The organism is Streptococcus orisasini (genome assembly GCF_001431045.1).
GTDB lineage: Bacteria > Bacillota > Bacilli > Lactobacillales > Streptococcaceae > Streptococcus > Streptococcus orisasini.
The window spans coordinates 18,883-40,285 of sequence record NZ_BCLE01000002.1; the positions used below are offsets into that span (position 1 = coordinate 18,883).

A 21,403-nucleotide genomic window follows, 5' to 3' on the forward strand; every position below is an offset into this window, starting at 1 on the left:
TTATACAAAATTTATAAAATAAATGCTACATTTATCGTTCATTTTTTAAAGTAATGACTCTTAACTATTCTTCCCCTAATTATCAGAATGTCAGAGACGCATAATTATTAAAAGACTTTTGCATAAAAAGAAGAGAATCCTAATTTTAGATTCTCTCCTCTTGCTTAATTTCCTCTCTTCGGATAGCTAGGCTCCTGCTGCTAGTTTCCATGAGAGGGCCTCTTTTCTTGTTGTGATAAAGTCACGATAAAGGCCTGCTTGTTTTGCTAATTGGTCGTGTTTGCCCTGCTGGACAATTTGTCCCTTATCAAGAACAATAATTTGGTCAGCATTTTCCACGGTTTTTAAGCGATGAGCAATCATAATAACGGTTTTTTCTTGGGTTAATTCATCAATGGCAGTCATGAGTTCTGCTTCATTTTCAGGGTCAATATTAGCCGTCGCTTCATCCAGAATAATAATCGGCGCATCCTTCATCATAGCACGCGCTATCGAAATTCTTTGCTTTTCGCCCCCGGACAGGCTGGCTCCTGCTTCACCGATAACTGTCTCATAGCCATTGGGCAAATTCATAATGAAATCATGACACCTAGCTTTTTTGGCAACTGCAACAACTTCTTCATGACTGGCTTCTTGCCGCCCAAATTTGATATTATTTTCAATGGTATCTTCAAAAAGATAGACCTTCTGGAAAACAAAACTAAAGTTTCGGATCAAACTATCATAACTATAATCTGTCAGTTGATGACCATCAAGACGAATACTGCCGCTGTCAAGATCCCAAAAACGGGCCAGCAGATGACAAAGTGTTGTCTTACCACTGCCAGAAGGGCCGATAATGGCTGTCCTTGTTTTTTCAGGAATTGTTAAAGAAAGATCCTTGATAATCGGACGATCTCCATAAGAAAAAGTAACCCGTTCGAGTTCTAAGTTGCTCCTTTGAGCCTGCAATTCTTGCCCCTTAATGTTCATTGGCGGCAAATCAAAGACTTCTTGGACCAATTCTACCGCCAAATCAACAGCTCTTAAGAGGGAAGAAAAGCTGCTGACGCCATCCAAACTCTCATATACCATATAAGCGCTAATAACCATCATCATACAAATCAGCAAGTCCATGCTGCCTTGCAAGTAAAACCAAATAGCTGCACCACACATGGCAACTCCTGTTAATTTGGTAATAATATTTTGAACAGCAATCCAAGGAACTGTGATCAAGGTCATCTTGATGTCAGCATCTCTTTTTGCCAAAATGCTTGCAGATAGTTTTTTAGCTGATTGTTTGGTAATATTGAAACTTTTTACCTCGGCAATCCCTTGAACATACTCCAAGATAACATCGATTAAATCAGTATCAGCCTTTTGTTTGATGGGCGTCATTGCTCCAGCTTGCTTGCGCATCAAATTATTAGGCAGGAGAAAAATTAACAGTCCTGCCATTAAAATCAGACCAATCCGCCAATCATAAATGAGAACAAACAGCGTGACAACAGCAGTTGTCAAAAAACCTTGCGTGGTCACCATAACAACCCGCGTTGCAATATCAGACAAACTTTCCAAGGTAGTGGTTGTAATACTAGTAATTTTACCTAAACTATTTTGATTGAAATAGCCCATAGGCAAATAGCGAATGTGCTCAGCAATTTCAATACGCTTTTGGGCACAAGTATGGTAACCGCCCTCTGTTTGCAGCATGGTAATCTTTAAAGTAACAAAAATATTAAGCACAAGTGATAGCAGCAAAATGCCTGTCACCTGCCAAACTACTGTCATTGAAAGTTTATCTGTAATTAGGGCATTCAAGATAAGGGCAATGGCTGGAATGCGCATAGCGCCGATCATAGCTTTTAGAAGTCCCAAAATAATGGAAAGGTAGAATTTTTTCCGATCTTCTTCGGTGCAAAAATCAAAAAAACGTTTTAAAGTCCTAAGCATGAGCCAGACCTCCTATCTTTTCATCCTGTTCATTATCTCTGACTGACAAATGTGCCTGCCACATCTTTTGATAGAGGTCGCTTGACTCTAATAGTTCTTCTTGCTTGCCAAGAGCCTCTAAATGACCATCATTGATTAAAATAATCTGATCTGCATCAGCAATAGTTGAGAGACGATGGGCAATCACAATCAAGGTTTTATCTTTCACTAGTTGTGCAATGCTTGATTGAACCAAAGCTTCATTTTCAGGATCTGTATAGGCAGTTGCTTCATCCAAAATAACTATAGGAGCATCCTTTAACATAGCCCTTGCAATAGCTATTCTTTGGCGCTCACCGCCAGATAAGCTGCCGCCAGAACTACCAACTTGTGTAGCAAAGCCGTTTTCCAGCTCCATAATAAAGTCATAACAACCGCAGGCTTTGGCGACTTGATAAACTTCTTCATCATTGGCAGATGGTTTTCCCAGACGAATATTCTCTAAAATACTGTCATTAAAGAGAAAATTATCTTGAGAAACATAGGCAATCAGCTGGCTGTAATCTTCTAGCGGGATTTCCCTAATATCAAGGCCACCGAGAGAAATACGGCCTGTCTTAACATCCCAGAAAGAAGCAATTAATTTGGCCAAGGTGGACTTACCAGAACCCGAAGGCCCAACCAAGGCATTGACAGTTCCTGCTTTGATGGTTATGGAGATATCATGCAAGACTTCTTTGTCTTCTTCATAAGCAAAAGAGATATTTTCCAAGACAATATCTTTTCCCTGCAAGCTTTGGGATAATTGCTGAGGACGCTGTAAATCAGGTCTTTCCAAAATTTCGGTGATTTCGCCAAAAATGCTATGAACTTTTCTAATATCATCCATATAAGCTCCCAGCGTTATTAAAGGCGTTAACAGTCCCATTGATAAAATCATCAGTAAAATAAAATTGTCCTGAGAAAGGCTGCCACGATATACAAAATAAGTACCAACAGGCAAAAGAATCATAAAAACAGATGGCATAATAACAGTAAATGCTGCCATGTCAAATCGGCACTTACGCATCCATTCAATAAAGCAATCAGCTCCTTCTTTAGCAGCTGTCACAAATTTTTGATAGGAAAATTTTTCCTTGCCAAATATCTTGATTACTTCAATCCCATTGATGTACTCAACTGCCGTATCATTTAAGGCCTTAGTTTTAACTAATGTATTCTCATAATCACCCTTACTTTTGCGCAGCATATTAAGATAAACTAAAATACCAAGCGGCAGGGTCAATAGAGATAAAAGAGTTAACCGCCAATCCAATTTTATCATATAGATAAGGACAATTAAGGGACCAAACAGGGCTGCTGTACATTCTGGAATAATATGAGCTAAAGTCGTTTCAGCAGCATCAACCCGCTCAACAATAATATTTTTGTAAGAACCAGATGATTGTCCAAGGACAGAGCCCAAGGGAATCTTAGCCAGTTTCTCTGTTAAACGAAAACGAATATCTGCCAGAACAACAAAAGCAGCCTTGTGCGAGAGAGCCGTTGACAAAGCATGGCAGCCAGCATAAGCTAACCAGAAAACACCCATCCACAAACAAGCTTGTAAATAAACCTGCCCATCTTTAAGATTATTGAACAAATTACGAATAATCTGTCCAATGTAAAAATAGGGCAGAAAACCAAAAATAACCGAAGCAAGAGCTAAGAGCACACTTGCTAGGTAATAAAATCTATAGGGAGCAATGAACTCAGAAATCCAAGCCATTGTTGATTTTTTCTTCATACTACCTCCTCTAAAAGCCTAATAATTGAGACCAATTAAAGAGTTGAATAATGGTTTGACAAGCCAAGAGTGCTTTTTGATAGGACCACCCCTGCTCCAAAGGCTGAATAATAGCCTTATAATAAGCAGTCATGGCTAAATAAAGCTGAGACTTGTCAAGAACATAAGAAATTTTTCCTTCTTGATAAGCTTGTTCAAGATAACGATAGGTATTATCGGTTGAGCTTTCAATCATCTGCTGCTGAAATGATTCGAATTTTGAACCATGTGACTTAAACAGCAATAATCGCATATTATCCTCGTGGTCATAGATGAACTTCATAATATCAGTTAATTCATCTAGGGATTTATCCCACATTCGCGATAATTTATTTTCCTGCAGTAAGTGATAGTCACCTTGTAGATACCGCTGCTCCATCAATTCCATGGCTTGCAAGCTAGGTTCAAGAAGTGCGCCAAACAAAGCTTCTTTCCCAGAATAACGCTTATAAAGAGCTCCCGTCGTTACACCAGCATTTTTACAAATCCGACGCAGCGAGGCTTCCTGATAACCATATTCTAAAAATTCTGTTTTAGCACTCTTTAAAATTTCGAAATCTATTTTTTCATCTTTTTTAATCATAGACCATCTCCTTTTTTCGATAACACTGTTATCTTATTGATATCATTATAACAGATGCCTTATATTTTTCAAATAATATTTTAGATAAAACTTTATAAACAACAAAAAACTCAATCATAAAAGACAGTGACCTCATAAATTGGGATAAAAATTCCATGTTTCTAACTTGGTAGAATCTAAGGAATTTTTTCTTCTATCCCACTATATGAGGTAGAGTTCTAAAAGATTGAGTTTTTAATCATCAGTTTATAGCTATGGACGCCTAATGAAGTGCTGTAAAATACCTTCTATCATAGTAGGCGGCAACAGTTTTGTCAGCCAAATAATTAATCTAAACTACCAACCAGGATAATGCAAAGCCTTATTCTTTTTTAATGCCTTTATAGACTCACGTGCACATTGATTGCCTGTTATCTCTACTTTTTTCAGAGGATTAAGCGCCGAAAAGGAATCTGCGCTTTGCTGACTGTGATTTTCAAAGTCTGTCGCAACTGATTCGGGCTGAATTTCAGTGACATGAACACCCGTTCCTTTTAAATCAATCCACTGATTGCAAGGCATCTAGCATGTTCAAATTTTTCAGACGGCGGTTGACTAACCAGCCTAAAACGGTCAAAATCAAGCCAATAAAGAAAGCAGGTATAAGATAGACCGTATTGTCAACCGTTGTACCAAAGAGGACATTGTCTGAGCCAATCATTTCCATAATAAGCTGATGCAGATAGCGCCCTGCCAGTAAACCAAGAAGAATTCCCACTAAAGAAAGCACAATCGTCTCCCGATAGATGTAGAGCGTCACTTCCTTGTTGTAAAATCCCAGAACTTTGATGGTTGAGAGTTCTCGGATGCGCTCTGCAATATTGATGTTAGTCAGGTTGTAAAGAATAACAAGCGCTAACAAAATGGTAATAAAGACTAAAACGGTCATGGCAGCATTTAGAGATGTCACGATAGTTTTAATGGTCTTCATACGGGAAGTATTTTGTGTGACTGAAGCGACATCAGACAGACTTAAAAGTTTGGTTGCAGTGTCTTTAATATGGGAGATAGAGTCATTTTTTAAATTGATGAAATAGGCATTATTGTCCGACTTCTCAGCAAAAATCTTTCGGTAAACAGACTTGGTCATAAAGAGATAATGGCCAACATTCATCTTGACAATTGCTGCAACTTTTATCCGACGCTTCTTGCCACCGCTGTCTTTAAGTGTAAAATATTCTCCTGCTTTAACATTGTAAAAGCGCGCTAATTTTTCAGAGATAAGAACCCCTTCTTTGGGTAGAGTCAGTGATTCATCGGAACTTGCATCTTTTAAATGGACAAAATTAGCAAAATCTTTTTTATCTGATGCCATAATGGCAATAGTCTGTCTATCTTTCAGATGGGGAATCTCTTCCATTACATGCGTATAGTACAGACTTTGGTAGCCAGATACTGTTTTTGATTTCAAAAAATCAGATAGCTTCTGATTACCTTCATCTACTTCTTTTTTCGTCAGCACTAAATGATAAGGCGTTAACTGGGTAAACTGCTCCTTAATGACTTTGCCCAAAGAAGACTGTATTCCAAGTCCTGCAAAAAGCAGGGCGACAGAACCCGCAACTCCAAACACAGTCATCAGCATCCGCTGTTTGTAGCGGAAAATATTTCGTGCCGTTACCTTATAGGTAAAGCTCATGGAGTTCCAAAGAAAATGCCAACGCTCCAAGAAAATTCTTGAGCCGCGTGCAGGCGGTTTAGGAAGCAGCAGTTGAGCAGGTTTCTGGCTTAATTCTCTCCTTGCAATCAAATAAACCGGCAGAACGGCACTGATAAAGCCGAGCAGAACTGCGATAAGAGTGTAAGACCAGTAAAAATAAAGATGAGGGCTGCCTATGGTCATCTTCCCTGTAAAAATCTGAGAAACAATCTTGGAAAGCAGATAATATCCTCCGACAATACCTAAGCCTGTCCCCAGCATACTAGCAGTAAAACCATAAATAAGGAATTTTCGAATAATATCCTGCTTTGTGTAACCTAAAGCTCTAAATAAACCAGAATTAGCTCTATCCTCATCAATAAACCGTGTCATTGTAGTAAAAGTAACCAGAGCAGCAACGGCATAAAGAATGATAGGAAAGATATTGCCAAGATTTCCCATACTATCAGCATTGGAACTATAGACAGTGTAGCCTTCGCCGCCGGCCATGGTGGAGCGTGTATAACTGCTGTAAGTTGGCTCTGCCATCGCATTAATCTTAGCTTGAGCCCTTTGAATTTGCTTTTCTTTTTGAGCGAGTTTGAGGCTTGCCTCTTGTAGAGATGCTTGTGCTCGCTGTTGCTGGTAGGATGGTGGTAAGGCGTTGATTGCTGCCGTTTTTTCCTGCAGCTGTTTTTTGGCTGCAGCCAGTGCCTCTTTGCTTTGCTTAACCCTTGCCTGCGGTGACTTCTTTAATTCAGCCAAGCGCTTTGCGCCCTTATCTTCCAGCAGTTTATCCAGTTTATCCTGATAATAGCTGACCTGCTGCCTATAGCTGTCAGAAAAGGGGTTGATCTTTTCTAATTTATGATAACGAATCCGTGCCAACGTATTGGTCTTATTCGCAAAGGCCGATGATGTCACAAGAGCATAGCTTGATAGAGTGCCATCACCCGCTGTTGATGAGCCCAAGTTTAAGGTAGACCATATTTCCGATGAATTAATAAAACCAACTATCTTGAACTTTCTTCTTTTTAAAATAGATTTTTGAGAAAACTGAAAAGTCAAGCTGTCCCCTATCTTGTAGTCCTTTTTCAAGGTTGAAATCAAGGCTATTTCATCCTCTTTTTGAGGCAGCCGTCCAGAGACAGTCTGATAGGATGATAGAGACTGATTTTTAGAAAATACCCGCATGGCCTGATCTGTCCCGTCAATTGTCATATCTGTCAATTTTCCAAAACTGACTTGAGCATTTTTAAGACCCTTGAGCTCAGCCTCATCTGCTTTGCTCAAACCGTGGTCAGCTAACACAAACAAATCAGCTGTCCGGTGCGTTTGAAGATAATTTTTTGCTAACATCTGCATGTTAGGCCTTGTTATTTTTAAACCAATAAAGGTAAAAGACCCCAAAAACATCAAGAGCATGATGGAAATAAAACGTCCCTTAGACTGCAGTAAAGCCGCATAAACCGTTTTCCAATAAATTCTCTTTTTCATCGTTTTATGCCTCCTTTTATAGCCTTGTAGATTTCAAGTATTCCTTTTCATCTTGCTGCCTAATACTCCAAACTGTTAATATCTTGCGGCTGAGTATTGACCTCAACCGAACTAACCCTTGCATCATGCAAATGGATCACCTTGTCAGCAATCGGTGCTAAGCCCGAATTATGGGTCACAATGACAACAGTCGATCCCTTTTGGCGCGACATGTTCTGCAAGAGTTTGAGAATTTGCTTTCCTGTCTGATAATCAAGAGCACCTGTCGGTTCGTCACACAAAAGCAACTTAGGGTTTTTAGCCAGCGCACGCGCAATAGACACGCGTTGCTGCTCACCGCCAGATAATTGGGCAGGAAAGTTATTTAAACGCTCTCCCAAGCCTACTTCTTTCAAGACTTCTTCAGCATCCTTAGCCTGAGCAACAATTTCTGAAGCTAATTCAACATTTTCCTTAGCTGTTAAATTAGGTACCAAATTATAAAACTGAAAAACAAAGCCAACATCGTTACGACGGTAAGTTGTTAACTCTTTTTGACCATAATCTGCGATATTTACACCATCAATCATGACTTGCCCCTCATCATTCGTGTCCATACCGCCAAGGATATTTAGAACAGTAGATTTTCCAGCGCCTGAAGCTCCTAAAATAATCACCAGCTCTCCTTTTTCAATTTCAAAACTAATATCATTATTAGCAATAATCTCGGTCTCTCCCATATAATAACGCTTGTAGGAGTGTCTCATTTCAATATAAGCCATAGGCCCCTCCTTATATAGACGTGTGTTGATTTAAGTTTTAGTTTATTATATAATGATTTTAGAGTAAAAACAAACATCATTATACAGATAAGTGTCTATTTAAGGAGACTATATGATAAAAAAACGCCATACACAAAGCAAGGCCAAAATAAAAGCAGCTATCACTGAGCTGCTACTAGAAAATTCCAATTTTGATGATATTACTATTCGAAAAATTACCGAGAAAGCTCATATCAATCGCAGTACCTTCTATCTTCACTATCAAGATAAATATGATCTTGTCAATAAGTTGGCCCATGAGGTAACAGGAAATTTCAAGGACTATCTGCTGACAAATTCTGTTAACAATAAAAGCCTTAGAGAGAATCTCATCCAAGGTCTAACTTATCTTAAGGGTCAGCAAAAATTCATCTATGCTTTATCACAAATTACTCAGGTTAATTTCCCTCAAAAAACAAGACAATTCATCAGAGAACTGATGGATGAGAATCCTAGCTTCTTTTTTGATTCCATCAATCCCAATTTAAGCCTTCCAAAAGAATATATAGCCATTACTTATGCTGCCAGCATTGAGAGTCTTTATATACACTGGGTCTTAAGAGGGGTCAAAGAGTCCCCTGAGGATATTGCTGATATGTTTTTGGTTATTCGAGAATTTTATCAAAACTAAATTCATTAGGTTTTGTCACAGCTGTTATCAAATAACCATATAAAACAAATGGCCTGATTCCTTTAGTTTAGGAATCAGGCCATTTGTTCATGGTACCAATCACTGCTTAAGCCGAAAAACTGCTACCTAAAAAATCATCAAGGGCTAATCATTAACATTTTCTGATTCTTTAGAAATAATTTCTCCTGTGTCAGCATTGATAGTATAGCTGTATTCAGTTGTATCTTTGGTGAATTCAATTTCAAATTCTGTACGGCCGTCGTCAATATCTTGTTCAACCGTTAAAAGGGTTACGTCTTTTTCTGCCAAACCAGCATCCTTGAGAGCAATGGCTTTGGCTTCATCTTGAGAAATCTTTGTCTCAGAACTGTTAGACTGAGTGGTCTGAGTGTTTTCATGCTGCTCAGTTTTTGTCTGTGACTGCTGGTGGTCATCATCGCTATCGCAGGCTGCCAGCAGTGAAAGAGAGAAGACAGTCAGTAAGAGGGCTAATAATCTTTTTTTCATAATAAGTCCTTTTTATTTTGATTATATCCTATTCTATAAAAAGCAGTCAATAAAAATGTTTGGCTGCTTCATTTTTTTGCCCTTCTCCTTGCAATCAAATAAAAAGACAGGAGACAAGAACATTTTAGCTCCTGTCTTCCTGCTTTTTTAACTATTGTCTCCTGGTTTTCTGCCATGAATACCCTTTTGACGCTGAATTTCCTTGAGTTTTTCAGGGGTGATATCATTGCCTTCTTCATCAACAATTTTAAGCCCTTCAATGTGGTGGCGGATGCTGCGCCGGTAACCTTCAATGTATTCCTCACGAAGCTTTGCCTGCTCTATTTTTTCGGCCCCTGTCAATCCTTCTCGTTTTTTCTTGCGGGCCAGTTCATTGATTCGGTCAATTTTTGCCTGTTCCATTTTCTCTCCTTTAATTAAGATACGGCAGAGGATTGTTATCTAAGTGCTTTGCACTTGATAACAAACGCCAATCACTATAGTGAATTGGCTACCTCTCCCACTAACTTCGTTTGGTTAGTAAGATCGACTAACCAAACGAAGTGTCGCAAAGGGCGTAAGCGAGCAAAGTCAAAATAAGCGGTAAGTCAGAAATCTGAGATTTCGTTGACGCACCCTCGTCAGGACGACTAGAACTCTCAATGCCTGCAAGGCGCAGAGAGTTCAGACGTCTACGACGAATTTAAAACCAAAAGTCAAAGGACTCTAGGAGGAACTGTCTTTTTGCCCAGTGTCGCAGCCCATGTTCAGTTATTTTGTATTAATTTCGTTAAAGGCCGCAATGGTCTTAGCTTTTTCTCCTAAAGCAGCTAGAAGGGCCAAACGGTTATTTCTTACGGCTTCATTTTCTGCCATAACCATGGTATGGTCGAAAAAGGCATCGATAATCGGACTTAAAGCAAACAATCTGTCAACATTTTCTGCCATTTCTTCTGTAAACTGAAGTTCTGTAACCGCATCATAGAGCTCCTGTTCATGCTCATTTTCAAAGATGCTGGTATCAACAGTTTGACTTTCTGCTTTTTCGGCTAAATTAAAGACACGGGAAAGACTTTCTACAGATGTTTTAAAGTTAGGGTCTTTAGCCTTTTCCGCCAACGTTGCAGCTGCCTCAACTTCCAAACGGACAATGTGAGTCGAACTATCAAGCACCGCTTCCCGGATATCTTTTGGCACAGATGTATCAATCATTTTTTCAATACGGCCGCGGATAAATGCCATCACCTCAGCTTGATTTTGATAAGTCAAACTGTCAAAGTCCAGCTGATAGAGACTGACAACCAAGTCATCCAAAGGAATTTCCCAGCCAAATTTATCTAAAATACGGACAATGCCTTGAGCTGCACGGCGAAGGGCATAAGGGTCATTAGAGCCGCTTGGAATGAGACCAACTGAAAAGAAGGATAGAAGAGTATCGAACTTATCAGCAATTGCTAAAATGGCTCCTACTTTGGTATCAGGAAGTTCACCTTCACTACTGGATGGCAGATAATGCTCACGGATAGCCGCTGCAACAGCCTGATTTTCTCCAGCTAGGACAGCATATTTTTCACCCATGATACCTTGTAATTCGTCAAATTCACCTACCATGCCTGTCAGAAGGTCAAATTTGTAAATGCTGGCTGCACGTTCTACCTGCGCTTTTTCCTGCTCACTCAGATCCGACAGATCTGCTAGATAAGCCGCAATACTCTTGGTTCGCATCATATGCTCATACAAAGAACCAATCTTTTCATGGAAAGTAACTAATTTTAATTTTTCTACCAAATCAGCAATCTGCAGTTTTTGGTCTTCGCGCCAGAAAAATTCTCCATCTTCCAGCCGCGCTAAAAGAACTTTTTCATTTCCCTTGATGACATTATCAATAAACTTATTGTTGCCGTTGCGAACGGAAATAAAATTCGGCAGAAGCTTGCCTGTTTGGTCTCTAACAACAAAGTAGCGCTGATGTGTTTTCATTGAAGTTACTAAGACTTCTTCGGGCAGCTCCAAATATTTCTGATCAAAACTTCCCATGAAGGCAGTTGGATATTCAACCAGATTGAGGACTTCATTTAACAAATCTTCATCGATTTCAACACTGACATTATAGGTTTTTTCAATATTTCTGATTTGCTCAATAATCATATCCTCACGCTTAGCAGCGCTAGCGATAACGAATTCTGCCTCAAGGTCTTCTTCATAAGAATCTGCTGAAGCAATTTGGGCTGCCTTGCCCAAAAAGCGATGCCCGCGGCTGGTGCGGCCAGATGTGATATCAAGAAAATTAAGATCCAATTCCTCATCATCTAAAAGCACCACAAGCGTATGAACAGGACGAATATATTCAAAGGTATGGTTAGCCCAGTGCATGTTGACAGGAAAGGTCAGTGATTTCAACACATCAATGACGCCCGTAAGGACTTCCTTGACCGGTTTTCCAGCTTCATTTTTAGTCACATAGACGTACTCTTCACCCTTGACACTGCGAAATTCAATATCAGCTGTGGTCAAACCCTTACCACGCACAAAACCTTGAGCTGCCTTGGTAAAGTTTCCTTGGTCATCCAGTGCAATTTTTTTAGCTGGTCCCTTAAAATCTTCAGAGTAATCGCTCTGGCGATCGGCCAAATTAACCACACGAACAGCTAGGCGGCGCGGGGTTGAAAACATTTCAATTTTTTCAAACGACAGACGATTGTCCTCTAAAAATCGGCCCATTTTCTGCCGCAACTGCTTCATGCTTGGTTTGACAAAATAAGCAGGCATCTCTTCCAGTCCAAGCTCTACTAGTAAATTTTTCGTCATTATTCTGCGTCCTCCTTCAAGAGCTGTGCTCGGGTTTCCTCATCCAACAGCGGATAGCCTAAACGCTTGCGCTCAGCTACGAACGTCTTAGCTACAACACGAGCAAGATTGCGAATGCGGGCAATATAGCCGGCGCGCTCAGTAACAGATACAGCGCCTCTGGCATCCAGCAAATTGAACGTGTGCGAACATTTGAGCACGTAATCATAAGCAGGATGCACCAAGTGTTCATCAAGACAGCGTTTGGCTTCTGCTTCAAACTTTTCAAAATTTTCCAGCAGCATGTCTTGGTCGCTGATTTCAAAACTATATTTTGAATGCTCGTATTCAGGCTGGGTAAAGATTTCTCCGTACTTGACTCCCCGTGCCCATTCAATATCGTAGACAGAGTCCACTTCCTGAATGTAAGAAGCCAGACGCTCTAAACCGTAAGTCACCTCAGCTGTGACAGGCTGGGTCGCTAAGCCTCCAACCTGTTGAAAATAAGTAAACTGTGTGATTTCCATACCGTCTAGCCAGACTTCCCAGCCAAGACCAGCTGAACCGGTTGAGGGATTTTCCCAGTTGTCTTCAACAAAACGAATGTCATGCTCCAAAGGATTAATTCCCAGCACTTCAAGCGATTTCAGATACAATTCCTGAATATTTGCTGGTGATGGTTTCATGACCACTTGAAATTGATGGTGTTGGTAAAGACGGTTAGGATTTTCACCGTAACGACCATCAGCTGGGCGGCGTGAAGGTTCCACATAGGCTGCATTCCAGGGCTCAGGCCCGATGGCACGCAGGAAGGTGTAAGGGCTCATAGTACCTGCACCCTTTTCGTTATCATAGGCCTGCATGAGCATACAGCCTTGATCATTCCAGAATTGTTGCAGGGTTAAGATAATTTCTTGGAAAGTTAGTTTTTTACTCATTTAGTTCCTCTTTCTTTATAGTTTTTTTACAAGGGGTGTTTGTCAAAAACGACTTGATCCATTCCTTAGCCAATTATAATCCGAATCCTCAAAAATGTGCCGCTTAGGTACTTGGTCTAAATCTTGAGTCCAGATATCGACTGTTCCCATTTTCAGAGTCAACAGTTCAGGTAATTCCTCTTGGGTATGGAAAATCTGACTGTGACAAGTGTCACAGTAATAGCGTTCTTTTCCCGGAGATGAACTAAAAACGACTAGTTTTTGCTCACCAGACAAAAGATGAAAATTTTCGCGCTTGATTTTCGCACTCACAGAGAATGCTGAGGCAGTAGCTTACGATACGACAAAAGGAACAGTGACAAAAAACAAGTTCAGCTATTTCCTCATCCACTTGATAGGTTACAGCCTGACAGAAGCAAGATCCACTTATCATAATTCTTCCTTTCTTATAGGCAGCACGACTATAAAAATAGAACCGCTTCTTCACTCCTAAGCCAGATGACATAGGGGCGTAGAGACGCGGTTCCACCCTGATTTATTACTTCATTTATCACATTAATTTAGCTAAGAGAAAGCGCCGAACACTTACCACACTTCACTCAGCTTTCACTATCCTGAGCTCGCTTGAGAAATGCCAGCAAGGCCTTCTTTCCTGACACACATTATAGCAGAAAATGAGCAGCTTGTCTAATCTTTTAAAAATATACACAGTGACATTATTAGCTCATTTCATAATTAAAAATCTTAGGATCATCAACAGCCATAGATGAAGTGGATAAATCACGTAGAACATGTATTTGGTTGCAAGGCTATTTCTGCCCCGCTGTCCATTGTAGCTTAAAATAAAGGGAAGAACAGTTACCATAGCCCATTCTGAATCAAAACAAAGAGCCGAATACAGACTGCCACTGGCAGAGCCTGTCACAAAAGGAAGGAACGCTTCGACAAGAAGCAGCAGGCAAAAGAGAGCTGTAAACAAGCATATTTTCCCCATTTTTTGATAGCACAGTTTAAAGATGACAGCAAGCGGGAGCAGATAAAATCCTCCTTCTGTCCAAAGGCTTAAAAAGCCAAAGATTAAAAGACCCAAGATGTTTAAAAAGAGGTGCCCTTCTTTTAACTGTATCTTATCAAGACACCAGATAATCATAAAGAGAAGGCCTAAGGTCAAAAATATATTATGTCCATCTATCAAAGACCAGAAAGTCATTTTCCCTGTTAAAGCTTCCGTATTATGAAAGAATAAATTGATAGCTACATTGCCAGCCATCATAACAGCTGCTGCTATAAACAATCTCTGGGCATACTTCTTTTTATTTCTGGTGTGATAATAGCCTTCTACCATCAGATACAAAAACAAAGGGGCGACAAAGCGCGTAAGAAGACCAACCCATTCCGGCCAGATTTGATAAAATAAATGGCTATACAAATGATCCAGCACCATAAAAATCAAAGCAATTATTTTCAAATGAAAAGCATTCAAACCTCTTGTTTTCATAATTTTTCTCCTAACTGTTACAAACGTCAATCCGCAGTACTCTGCTGTATCAAGCTGCAGGCTGTACTGGGAGAGTGCAAAGTAAAGGCAACAAGCTATCGTTTTGATTTTTGAAGAATATGAGCAAAGAAAGTTCCAATCATCATAGGCCTTTCTTAACCCCTTTCTTTATCTATAGTATAAATCAGAAAAAAGAAATTTATCTTACAAGTAAGAAAACATATCTTACAAATTTGTAAGCGAGGTATTTTTTTCTGACAGGCTGACTGCTTTTAGCTAGCTTTTTATTGCTACAACTGCATTGACTTTCAGCCAGTTTCTTCAAAGAAAACATAAAAAACAGATGCGCACTGTTTGGCATCTGTTTTTCCTAGGATAAGTTGCAAATTTTGTCAATTAAAAATCTTTGCTGTCTGGATCTGGTGCTGGTGTTGCGCCTGGTAAGTGTTTAATCTTATCAGCGTCTTCTGCACTCAGCTCAATATCTGTAAAATTCAGATTTTCCTTGATTCGGTCTTCGTGAACAGATTTTGGCAGCGGCAAAAAGCCTTCATACCAAGACCAAGCTAGTGCAACTTGAGCTATTGTCTTACCATATTTTTCAGCCAAGGCTTTCATATCAGCGTTGCTGAAAATTTCTCCCTGACCAAGCGGTCCCCAAGCTTCAATAATAATATCGTGCTTGCGGCAATAGTCCACCACTTCTTCCTGATAGCAGCCCGGTGCTAGACGAATCTGATTGACAGCTGGCGTCACTTTGGCTGTTTTTGCCAGAGCTTCTAAATGGTGCACCAAGAAGTTGCTGACACCAATGGAGCGGATAAGACCAGCTTTTTGAGCCTCTTCCATATAACGCCAAGCCTCAGCATTGCCTTCTTCCCAATGGTCACGAATGGCTTTAGGATTAGGCCAGTGAATCAAGTACAAATCAACATAATCCAGCTGCAGTCTTTGCAGCGAAGCTACCAAAGCTTCTTTTGCGGCTTCATAACTATGAGCATCATTCCAAAGCTTGGTCGTGATGTAGAGTTCTTCACGCGGGACACCGCTGTCTTTAATGGCCCGGCCAACACTTTCTTCATTGCGGTAAATGGCTGCCGTATCAATATGACGGTAACCCGCTTTGATGGCTTCTAAGGTAGATTGATAAGCTTCCTCTCCATCTGTGGCTTTAAAGGTCCCAAAGCCAACTGCAGGAATTGTCAAACCGTTGTTTAGTGTGAATACTTTTGCCATGTTAATTTCCTCCAATTTTTAATTTAAAACAGCTAAGATATCTGCTGCGATTTGTTCTGGGTTTAAGCGATAGCGATCGTAAAGCTCTTCCTTGGGAACCACTTCGGTAAATTCACGCTTAGCTCCTCTGACCAAAACCTTAAGGTCACTGGAACCCAAGAAAGCTGCCACACGCTGACCAAAGCCGCCATCAATGGAGCCATCTTCTAAAGTAACAAGCACATCATGTTCCGCCTTTAATCCTTCTAAGGTTTTTTCATCAAGGCTTGCTATGAAGCGCGGATTGATAAGAGTTGGATGAATATTAGATTTTTCAAGTTCCGCTGCTGCTGCTTTAGCTAATGCCAAGAAACCACCCAGTCCCAAGATAGCTACCTTACTGCCTTTTTGGACAATATCATAAGTTGGTTGCTCAAAATTCTCATTAACCTCCTGTTCTTCCATATCCTGCTGAGCCGGAATAGAAAGGATAACAGGATTTTCTGTCTGCCTACTTGCAAAACGCAGCATGGCTTTTAACTCAGAAATATTAGCCGGAGCAAGATAAATCACATTAGGAATGCTGGCCAGCATGGCATGTTCAAAGGTACCCTGATGAGTACGGTCACTGCTGGTAATGGTTGAACCGCGGACAATGAGGGACTCACTGCGGCCGCTCCCATAGACATCTGCCGTATCAAAAAAGTTGACTCCGCAATCAATAGCGTGATGAAGAGAAGCCAAGGCCTCGCTCCTGTTGACATCACCCCAATCGCCGCCTAGAGCCCAGGTGCCAAAACTCACCGCACTGATTGACATGTCTGTGTTTCCTAATTGCCTGTATTCCATGGTGTTCTCCTTGATTAGATTATTTCTTTTATTCTACTATATTAGAGTTACTCTAAGTCAAGTGTTTTAAAAAAGAGGTTGAGACCAACAGTCATAATTGTGCAGCAATCATGGCTGTTGATCCTCCTCTCTTCCTATAATATTCCTAGGTGTCGAGCATGAAAGATTAAGTGCTTTTCGATAAAGCTGGCAATAAAATAATAACTGTGATCATAGCCTTCATGCAAATCAAGAGTCACAGGCAGCCCTTTTTCTGCTGCTTTCTTGGCAAAAATTTCCGGCTGCAGCTGTTGGGGATAGAAAGTATCCGCCAGCCCCTGATCGATCAAAATAGGGCGCACATGCTCTGCTTGACTGAGTAAGTCCGTACTGTCATAGGCCTTCCAAGCTTCTTTGTCTTCTCCAAGATAGGCTCTAAAAGCTTTTTGCCCCCAAGGCACCTGACTCGGATTCACAATTGGTGCAAAAGCAGAAATAGCAGTGTAGCGATCTGGATTTTTTAAGCCAATTTGCAGGGCACCGTGTCCTCCCATGCTGTGACCAAAAATAGCACGCTTATCTGTCACCGGAAAATTGGCTTCAATCAGTTCTGGCAGCTCTTCAACAACATAATCATACATGCGATAATGTTCTGACCAAGGGTTATGTGTCGCATTGAGGTAAAAGCCAGCTCCCTGACCTAAATCATAATGACTGTCATCAGCCACTCCCTCGCCGCGAGGAGAGGTATCTGGCATAACCAGAGCTATGCCGTACTTGGCAGCATAGCGCTGAGCACCGGCCTTGGTTGAAAAATTTTCATCCGTGCAGGTCAGGCCTGATAAGAAATAAAGAACAGGAACCTTTTGGCCTTCTTGTATCTGCGGCGGCAGATAAATGGCAAAGGTCATTTCTGTCTTGGTCGTCCTTGACTGGTGGCTGTAGCGTTCATGCCAGCCACCAAACATCTTATTTTTAGATAATTGTTTCATAGCATTCCTCTTAGTAGTGGATGACTGTGCGGATTGATTGACCTTGGTGCATAAGCTCAAAGGCATCGTTGATTTGCTCTAGGGGCATGGTATGCGTGATAAAGTCACTAAGGGCAAATTCACCGTCCATATACTGTTTGACAATACCCGGCAGCTGCGTCTTTCCTTTAACACCGCCAAAAGCAGACCCACGCCAGACACGGCCTGTTACCAATTGGAAAGGACGTGTGTGAATTTCAGCACCGGCTGGTGCCACACCGATAATGATACTCTCACCCCAGCCTCTGTGGCAGCATTCCAAGGCAGACCGCATGACCTCGACATTCCCGATACATTCAAAGGAATAATCGACACCGCCGTCAGTCATATCAATAATGACTTCTTGAATCGGTTTGTCAAAGTCTGATGGATTAACAAAATCTGTCGCACCAAGTTCTTTAGCCTTTGCAAATTTATCTGGGTTGGTATCAATGGCAATGATTCGAGAGGCCTTAGCCATCCGAGCACCAATAATAGCCGCCAGCCCGATACCACCAAGTCCAAAAATAGCTACAGTTGCTCCTTCTTCCACCTTGGCAGTATTTAAAACAGCGCCCATACCGGTTGTCACACCGCAGCCCAGCAAACAAACTTCTTCCAGCGGAGCGTCTTCTTGGATTTTAACCAGAGAGTGTTCTGACACTACTGTATGCTCTGCAAAGGTTGATGTCCCCATGTAATGATAGATTGGCTGACCATCCTTAAAGAAACGCACCGTTCCATCAGGCATAAGACCCTGCCCTTGCGTCTCACGGACAGCTATACAAAGATTCGTTTTACCGGATAAACAGAATTTGCACTTGCCGCACTCAGCCGTATAAAGCGGAATAACATGGTCGCCAACCTGAAATTCTGTAACACCTTCACCAACAGCCTCAACAATCCCTGCTCCTTCATGACCAAGCACACAGGGGAAAACGCCTTCGGAATCCTTCCCGGACAGGGTATAGGCATCTGTATGGCAGACTCCTGTCGCCGTAATACGCACCATGACCTCACCTTTTTGCGGCATCATCACATCCAATTCTTCAATTTTAAGCGGTTCGTTGGGTGCCCAAGCCACCGCTGCTCGTGTTTTCATATAATCCATAAGATAACTCCTTTTATTAATATCTATCAGACACAAAAGAGATAGAGCCAAGGAACAGCCTCAGCTCTAATATTTAAAAATCTATACTGTCCGGATCTGGTGCTGGTGTTGCACCTGACAAGTGTTTGATCTTATCAGCATCTTCTGCGCTCAGCTCAATATCTGTAAAATTCAGATTTTCCTTTATTCGATCTTCATGAACAGATTTTGGCAGCGGCAGGAAGCCTTCATACCAAGACCAAGCTAAGGCGATTTGAGCAGCTGTTTTGCCGTATTTATCAGCCAAGGCTTTCATATCAGCAGTATTGAAAATTTCTCCTCTGCCAAGCGGTGCCCAAGCTTCAATGATAATATCGTGCTTGCGGCAATAGTCCACTACTTCTTCTTGATAGCAGCCTGGTGCTAGGCGAATCTGATTGACAGCTGGTGTCACTTTGGCCGTTTTTGCCAGAGCTTCTAAATGGTGCACCAAGAAATTGCTGACACCAATGGAACGGATGAGTCCTGTTTCTTGAGCCTCTTCCATGTAGCGCCAAGCCTCAGCATTGCCTTCTTCCCAGTGGTCACGAATGGCTTTAGGGTTAGGCCAGTGAATCAGATAAAGGTCAATATAATCCAGCTGCAGCCTTTGCAGCGAAGCGGCCAAAGCTTCCTTGGCAGCTTCATAACTATGAGCATCATTCCAGAGCTTGGTCGTGATGTAGAGTTCTTCACGCGGAACACCGCTGTCTTTAATGGCACGACCGATGCTTTCTTCATTGCCGTAATAAGCTGCTGTATCAATATGACGGTAGCCTGCCTTGATGGCTTCCAGAGTTGATTGATAAGCCTCTTTTCCATCCTGAGCTCTCCAAGTCCCAAAACCGACTGCTGGAATCGTCAAGCCATTGTTCAGTGTATAAACTTTTACCATTGGACAATCTCCTCCCTATAATGATGGTCATATTATAGCATAAAAGATCAAAATTAAGGCCGCAAAAACGAACTGCTCTTTCCTAAAGCTAATTATCGATTTGAAAATACAGCTATCTAATATTGACCATAGATAGCTTTATCTGGAGAGTGAGACAAAAATCCTGCCCTTACCGATTTTTACCCAAGCTCTAAAGCCATCTTTTCATATTTTAACATCTTAGAGTAGGACTAAGTCAAGGCTTTCATTTAATAAAGAGCTGCTGCTTATTTCTCAGCCCTTTCATATTTTTTCTCTCCGCCTAGATAGGTAGCTGCAAGATTCAAGTCATGATCCAAAACGATAAAATCAGCCGGATGACCTTCCTTGATCTGGCCGCAGCTATCAGCTAGACCAACAGATATTGCCGGAATAAGGCTAGCCATCATAATAGCTTCTGCTTTGGAAGCAATTCCCCAGTCCACAACATTTTTGACCGCATCTTTTAATTGTAAAATAGAGCCGGCCAAAGCACCGTTTGATTTCAATCGGGCAGTCCCATTTTCAACGATGACAGGATATTCTCCCAGCATGTAATCACCATCAGGCTGACCGCCAGCTGCCATACAGTCTGTAATCAAAGCAACATGTTCAGGACTCTTTTGCCGCAAAAGAATATCACAGGCAGACGGATGAACATGGTAGCCATCACAAATCAATTCAGCATAAGTATTGGGAATTTCATAGATGGCACCAACCATACCTGGTTCACGATGATTGAGTCCCCGCATACCATTATAAGCGTGCACCCAGACACTGGCACCGGCTTCAACCGCTTCAACGGCTTCTTGATAGGTCGCATCAGAATGCCCCAAGGCAACAACAACACCCTTTTCATTGGCGTAGCGAACAAAGTCAGCTGTCCCTTCACGTTCAGGCGCAATGGCAATTTTCTTTAAAAGGCCTTTGGAGCTGTCCAACCACTGATCCAATTCACTGATTGAAGGATTTCTCATATAAGAAGGATTTTGCGCTCCCTTATATTTTTCAGTGAAATAAGGACCTTCAAAAAAGAGACCTTGAATACGGGCGCCCGTTTCCTTACCTGCAAAATTGGCTGTCGTTTGACAGATATTATCCAAGGTTTCAAAAGAAGCCGTGAGGCCTGTCGGCAGAAAGCTGGTCACTCCCGCTGCAAGCAATTCTTTGCTCATTGTTGCCAAGGACTCTTCTTTATTATCCATAACATCGGCTCCCGCAAAGCCGTGAATATGAGTGTCTACAAGTCCAGGAGCAATCTCATAACCCGAATAATCCAGCAGCTCAGCCCCCTCAGGAATAGCACTCAGCCATTTACCAAAAGAGCCATTAATGACTTCTAAATAACCACCTAATTTTGTTTCGTAAGGATAATAAAATTTATCCGCTTTAATGTATTTTACCATTGTGCACCTCCGTATTGTTACTTTCATTATACCCTGATCCAAGGAATTTGTAAATGGTATATACCAAATAGACTTTATTCACCTGAAAAGAGGCTGGACAAAATCCAACCTCTCAGGTTGTAGATAAACTCTATAGTTAGCATTTCACAAGCACACATATCTTAGGATAGTATCAATTCACAATCTATAAGAAAAATAAGAGAATTGAACGAGCCTGGCCCAGATACTTTCCGCTGTAGCAGAAACGCCAGAAATGAGTGATTTCTGG

At 41.2% G+C, this 21,403-nt stretch carries 18 protein-coding genes; 1 reads left to right on the top strand and 17 read right to left on the bottom strand.

The window, feature by feature from the left end; all coding sequences use genetic code 11:
* Window positions 1-186: 186 nt before the first annotated feature.
* The 5 genes from SCSH_RS00105 to SCSH_RS00130 form a co-directional block, all read right to left on the bottom strand.
* A complete protein-coding gene (locus SCSH_RS00105; protein WP_057489875.1) occupies window positions 187-1,932 on the bottom strand; it encodes an ABC transporter ATP-binding protein in 1,746 nt (581 codons plus the stop codon).
* Window positions 1,925-3,697, bottom strand: coding sequence for an ABC transporter ATP-binding protein (locus tag SCSH_RS00110; protein WP_057489876.1), 1,773 nt, complete (start codon window positions 3,695-3,697; stop codon window positions 1,925-1,927). Before SCSH_RS00110 ends, SCSH_RS00105 begins: the two co-directional genes overlap by 8 nt.
* Window positions 3,698-3,707: 10 nt before the next feature.
* Window positions 3,708-4,319 carry a TetR/AcrR family transcriptional regulator gene (locus SCSH_RS00115; protein WP_057489877.1) on the bottom strand — a complete coding sequence of 204 codons (612 nt, stop codon included), beginning with the start codon at window positions 4,317-4,319 and terminating at the stop codon, window positions 3,708-3,710.
* Between the two features lie 538 nt (window positions 4,320-4,857).
* Window positions 4,858-7,494: an FtsX-like permease family protein gene (locus SCSH_RS00125; protein WP_057489879.1), complete on the bottom strand. Its 2,637-nt coding sequence runs from the start codon at window positions 7,492-7,494 to the stop codon at window positions 4,858-4,860.
* A gap of 59 nt (window positions 7,495-7,553) precedes the next feature.
* Complete coding sequence (locus tag SCSH_RS00130) at window positions 7,554-8,255, bottom strand: ABC transporter ATP-binding protein (protein ID WP_057489880.1); 702 nt, start codon at window positions 8,253-8,255, stop codon at window positions 7,554-7,556.
* A 112-nt stretch (window positions 8,256-8,367) separates the two neighbouring features.
* Between SCSH_RS00130 and SCSH_RS00135 the strand changes: the two genes are divergently transcribed.
* On the top strand, window positions 8,368-8,925 hold the full coding sequence (locus tag SCSH_RS00135) for a TetR/AcrR family transcriptional regulator (RefSeq protein WP_057489881.1): 558 nt from the start codon (window positions 8,368-8,370) through the stop codon (window positions 8,923-8,925).
* A gap of 144 nt (window positions 8,926-9,069) precedes the next feature.
* Here the strand turns inward: SCSH_RS00135 and SCSH_RS00140 are convergent, their stop codons facing one another.
* From SCSH_RS00140 to nagA, 12 genes are all read right to left on the bottom strand, one after another.
* Complete coding sequence (locus SCSH_RS00140; protein WP_057489882.1) at window positions 9,070-9,432, bottom strand: PepSY domain-containing protein; 363 nt, start codon at window positions 9,430-9,432, stop codon at window positions 9,070-9,072.
* A 147-nt stretch (window positions 9,433-9,579) separates the two neighbouring features.
* Entirely contained in the window at window positions 9,580-9,834 is a 255-nt protein-coding gene (locus tag SCSH_RS00145; protein WP_057489883.1) for a DUF896 family protein, read from the bottom strand.
* A gap of 348 nt (window positions 9,835-10,182) precedes the next feature.
* Window positions 10,183-12,219 (bottom strand): glycine--tRNA ligase subunit beta, encoded by a 2,037-nt coding sequence (gene glyS, locus SCSH_RS00150; protein WP_057489884.1) that lies wholly within the window; start codon window positions 12,217-12,219, stop codon window positions 10,183-10,185.
* Window positions 12,219-13,136, bottom strand: coding sequence for a glycine--tRNA ligase subunit alpha (gene glyQ, locus SCSH_RS00155; RefSeq protein ID WP_057489885.1), 918 nt, complete (start codon window positions 13,134-13,136; stop codon window positions 12,219-12,221). The genes glyS and glyQ overlap by 1 nt, the downstream gene beginning before the upstream one ends.
* Window positions 13,137-13,178: 42 nt before the next feature.
* Entirely contained in the window at window positions 13,179-13,448 is a 270-nt protein-coding gene (locus SCSH_RS10805; protein WP_238581350.1) for a GFA family protein, read from the bottom strand.
* A 412-nt stretch (window positions 13,449-13,860) separates the two neighbouring features.
* Window positions 13,861-14,634 (bottom strand): TraX family protein, encoded by a 774-nt coding sequence (locus SCSH_RS00160; protein ID WP_057489886.1) that lies wholly within the window; start codon window positions 14,632-14,634, stop codon window positions 13,861-13,863.
* A 396-nt stretch (window positions 14,635-15,030) separates the two neighbouring features.
* On the bottom strand, window positions 15,031-15,870 hold the full coding sequence (locus tag SCSH_RS00165; protein WP_057489887.1) for an aldo/keto reductase: 840 nt from the start codon (window positions 15,868-15,870) through the stop codon (window positions 15,031-15,033).
* A gap of 18 nt (window positions 15,871-15,888) precedes the next feature.
* Window positions 15,889-16,698 (bottom strand): aldo/keto reductase, encoded by an 810-nt coding sequence (locus SCSH_RS00170; RefSeq protein ID WP_057489888.1) that lies wholly within the window; start codon window positions 16,696-16,698, stop codon window positions 15,889-15,891.
* A gap of 134 nt (window positions 16,699-16,832) precedes the next feature.
* Window positions 16,833-17,669: an S-formylglutathione hydrolase gene (gene fghA, locus SCSH_RS00175; RefSeq protein WP_057489889.1), complete on the bottom strand. Its 837-nt coding sequence runs from the start codon at window positions 17,667-17,669 to the stop codon at window positions 16,833-16,835.
* Between the two features lie 10 nt (window positions 17,670-17,679).
* Window positions 17,680-18,798: an S-(hydroxymethyl)glutathione dehydrogenase/class III alcohol dehydrogenase gene (locus SCSH_RS00180; RefSeq protein WP_057489890.1), complete on the bottom strand. Its 1,119-nt coding sequence runs from the start codon at window positions 18,796-18,798 to the stop codon at window positions 17,680-17,682.
* Between the two features lie 73 nt (window positions 18,799-18,871).
* The gene (locus SCSH_RS00185) at window positions 18,872-19,711 is read right to left on the bottom strand and encodes an aldo/keto reductase (protein ID WP_057489891.1); all 840 of its coding nucleotides are present in this window, start codon (window positions 19,709-19,711) and stop codon (window positions 18,872-18,874) included.
* 266 nt (window positions 19,712-19,977) lie between these two features.
* Window positions 19,978-21,135, bottom strand: a complete 1,158-nt coding sequence (gene nagA, locus SCSH_RS00190; protein WP_057489892.1) for an N-acetylglucosamine-6-phosphate deacetylase — start codon at window positions 21,133-21,135, stop codon at window positions 19,978-19,980.
* Window positions 21,136-21,403 lie beyond the last annotated feature (268 nt).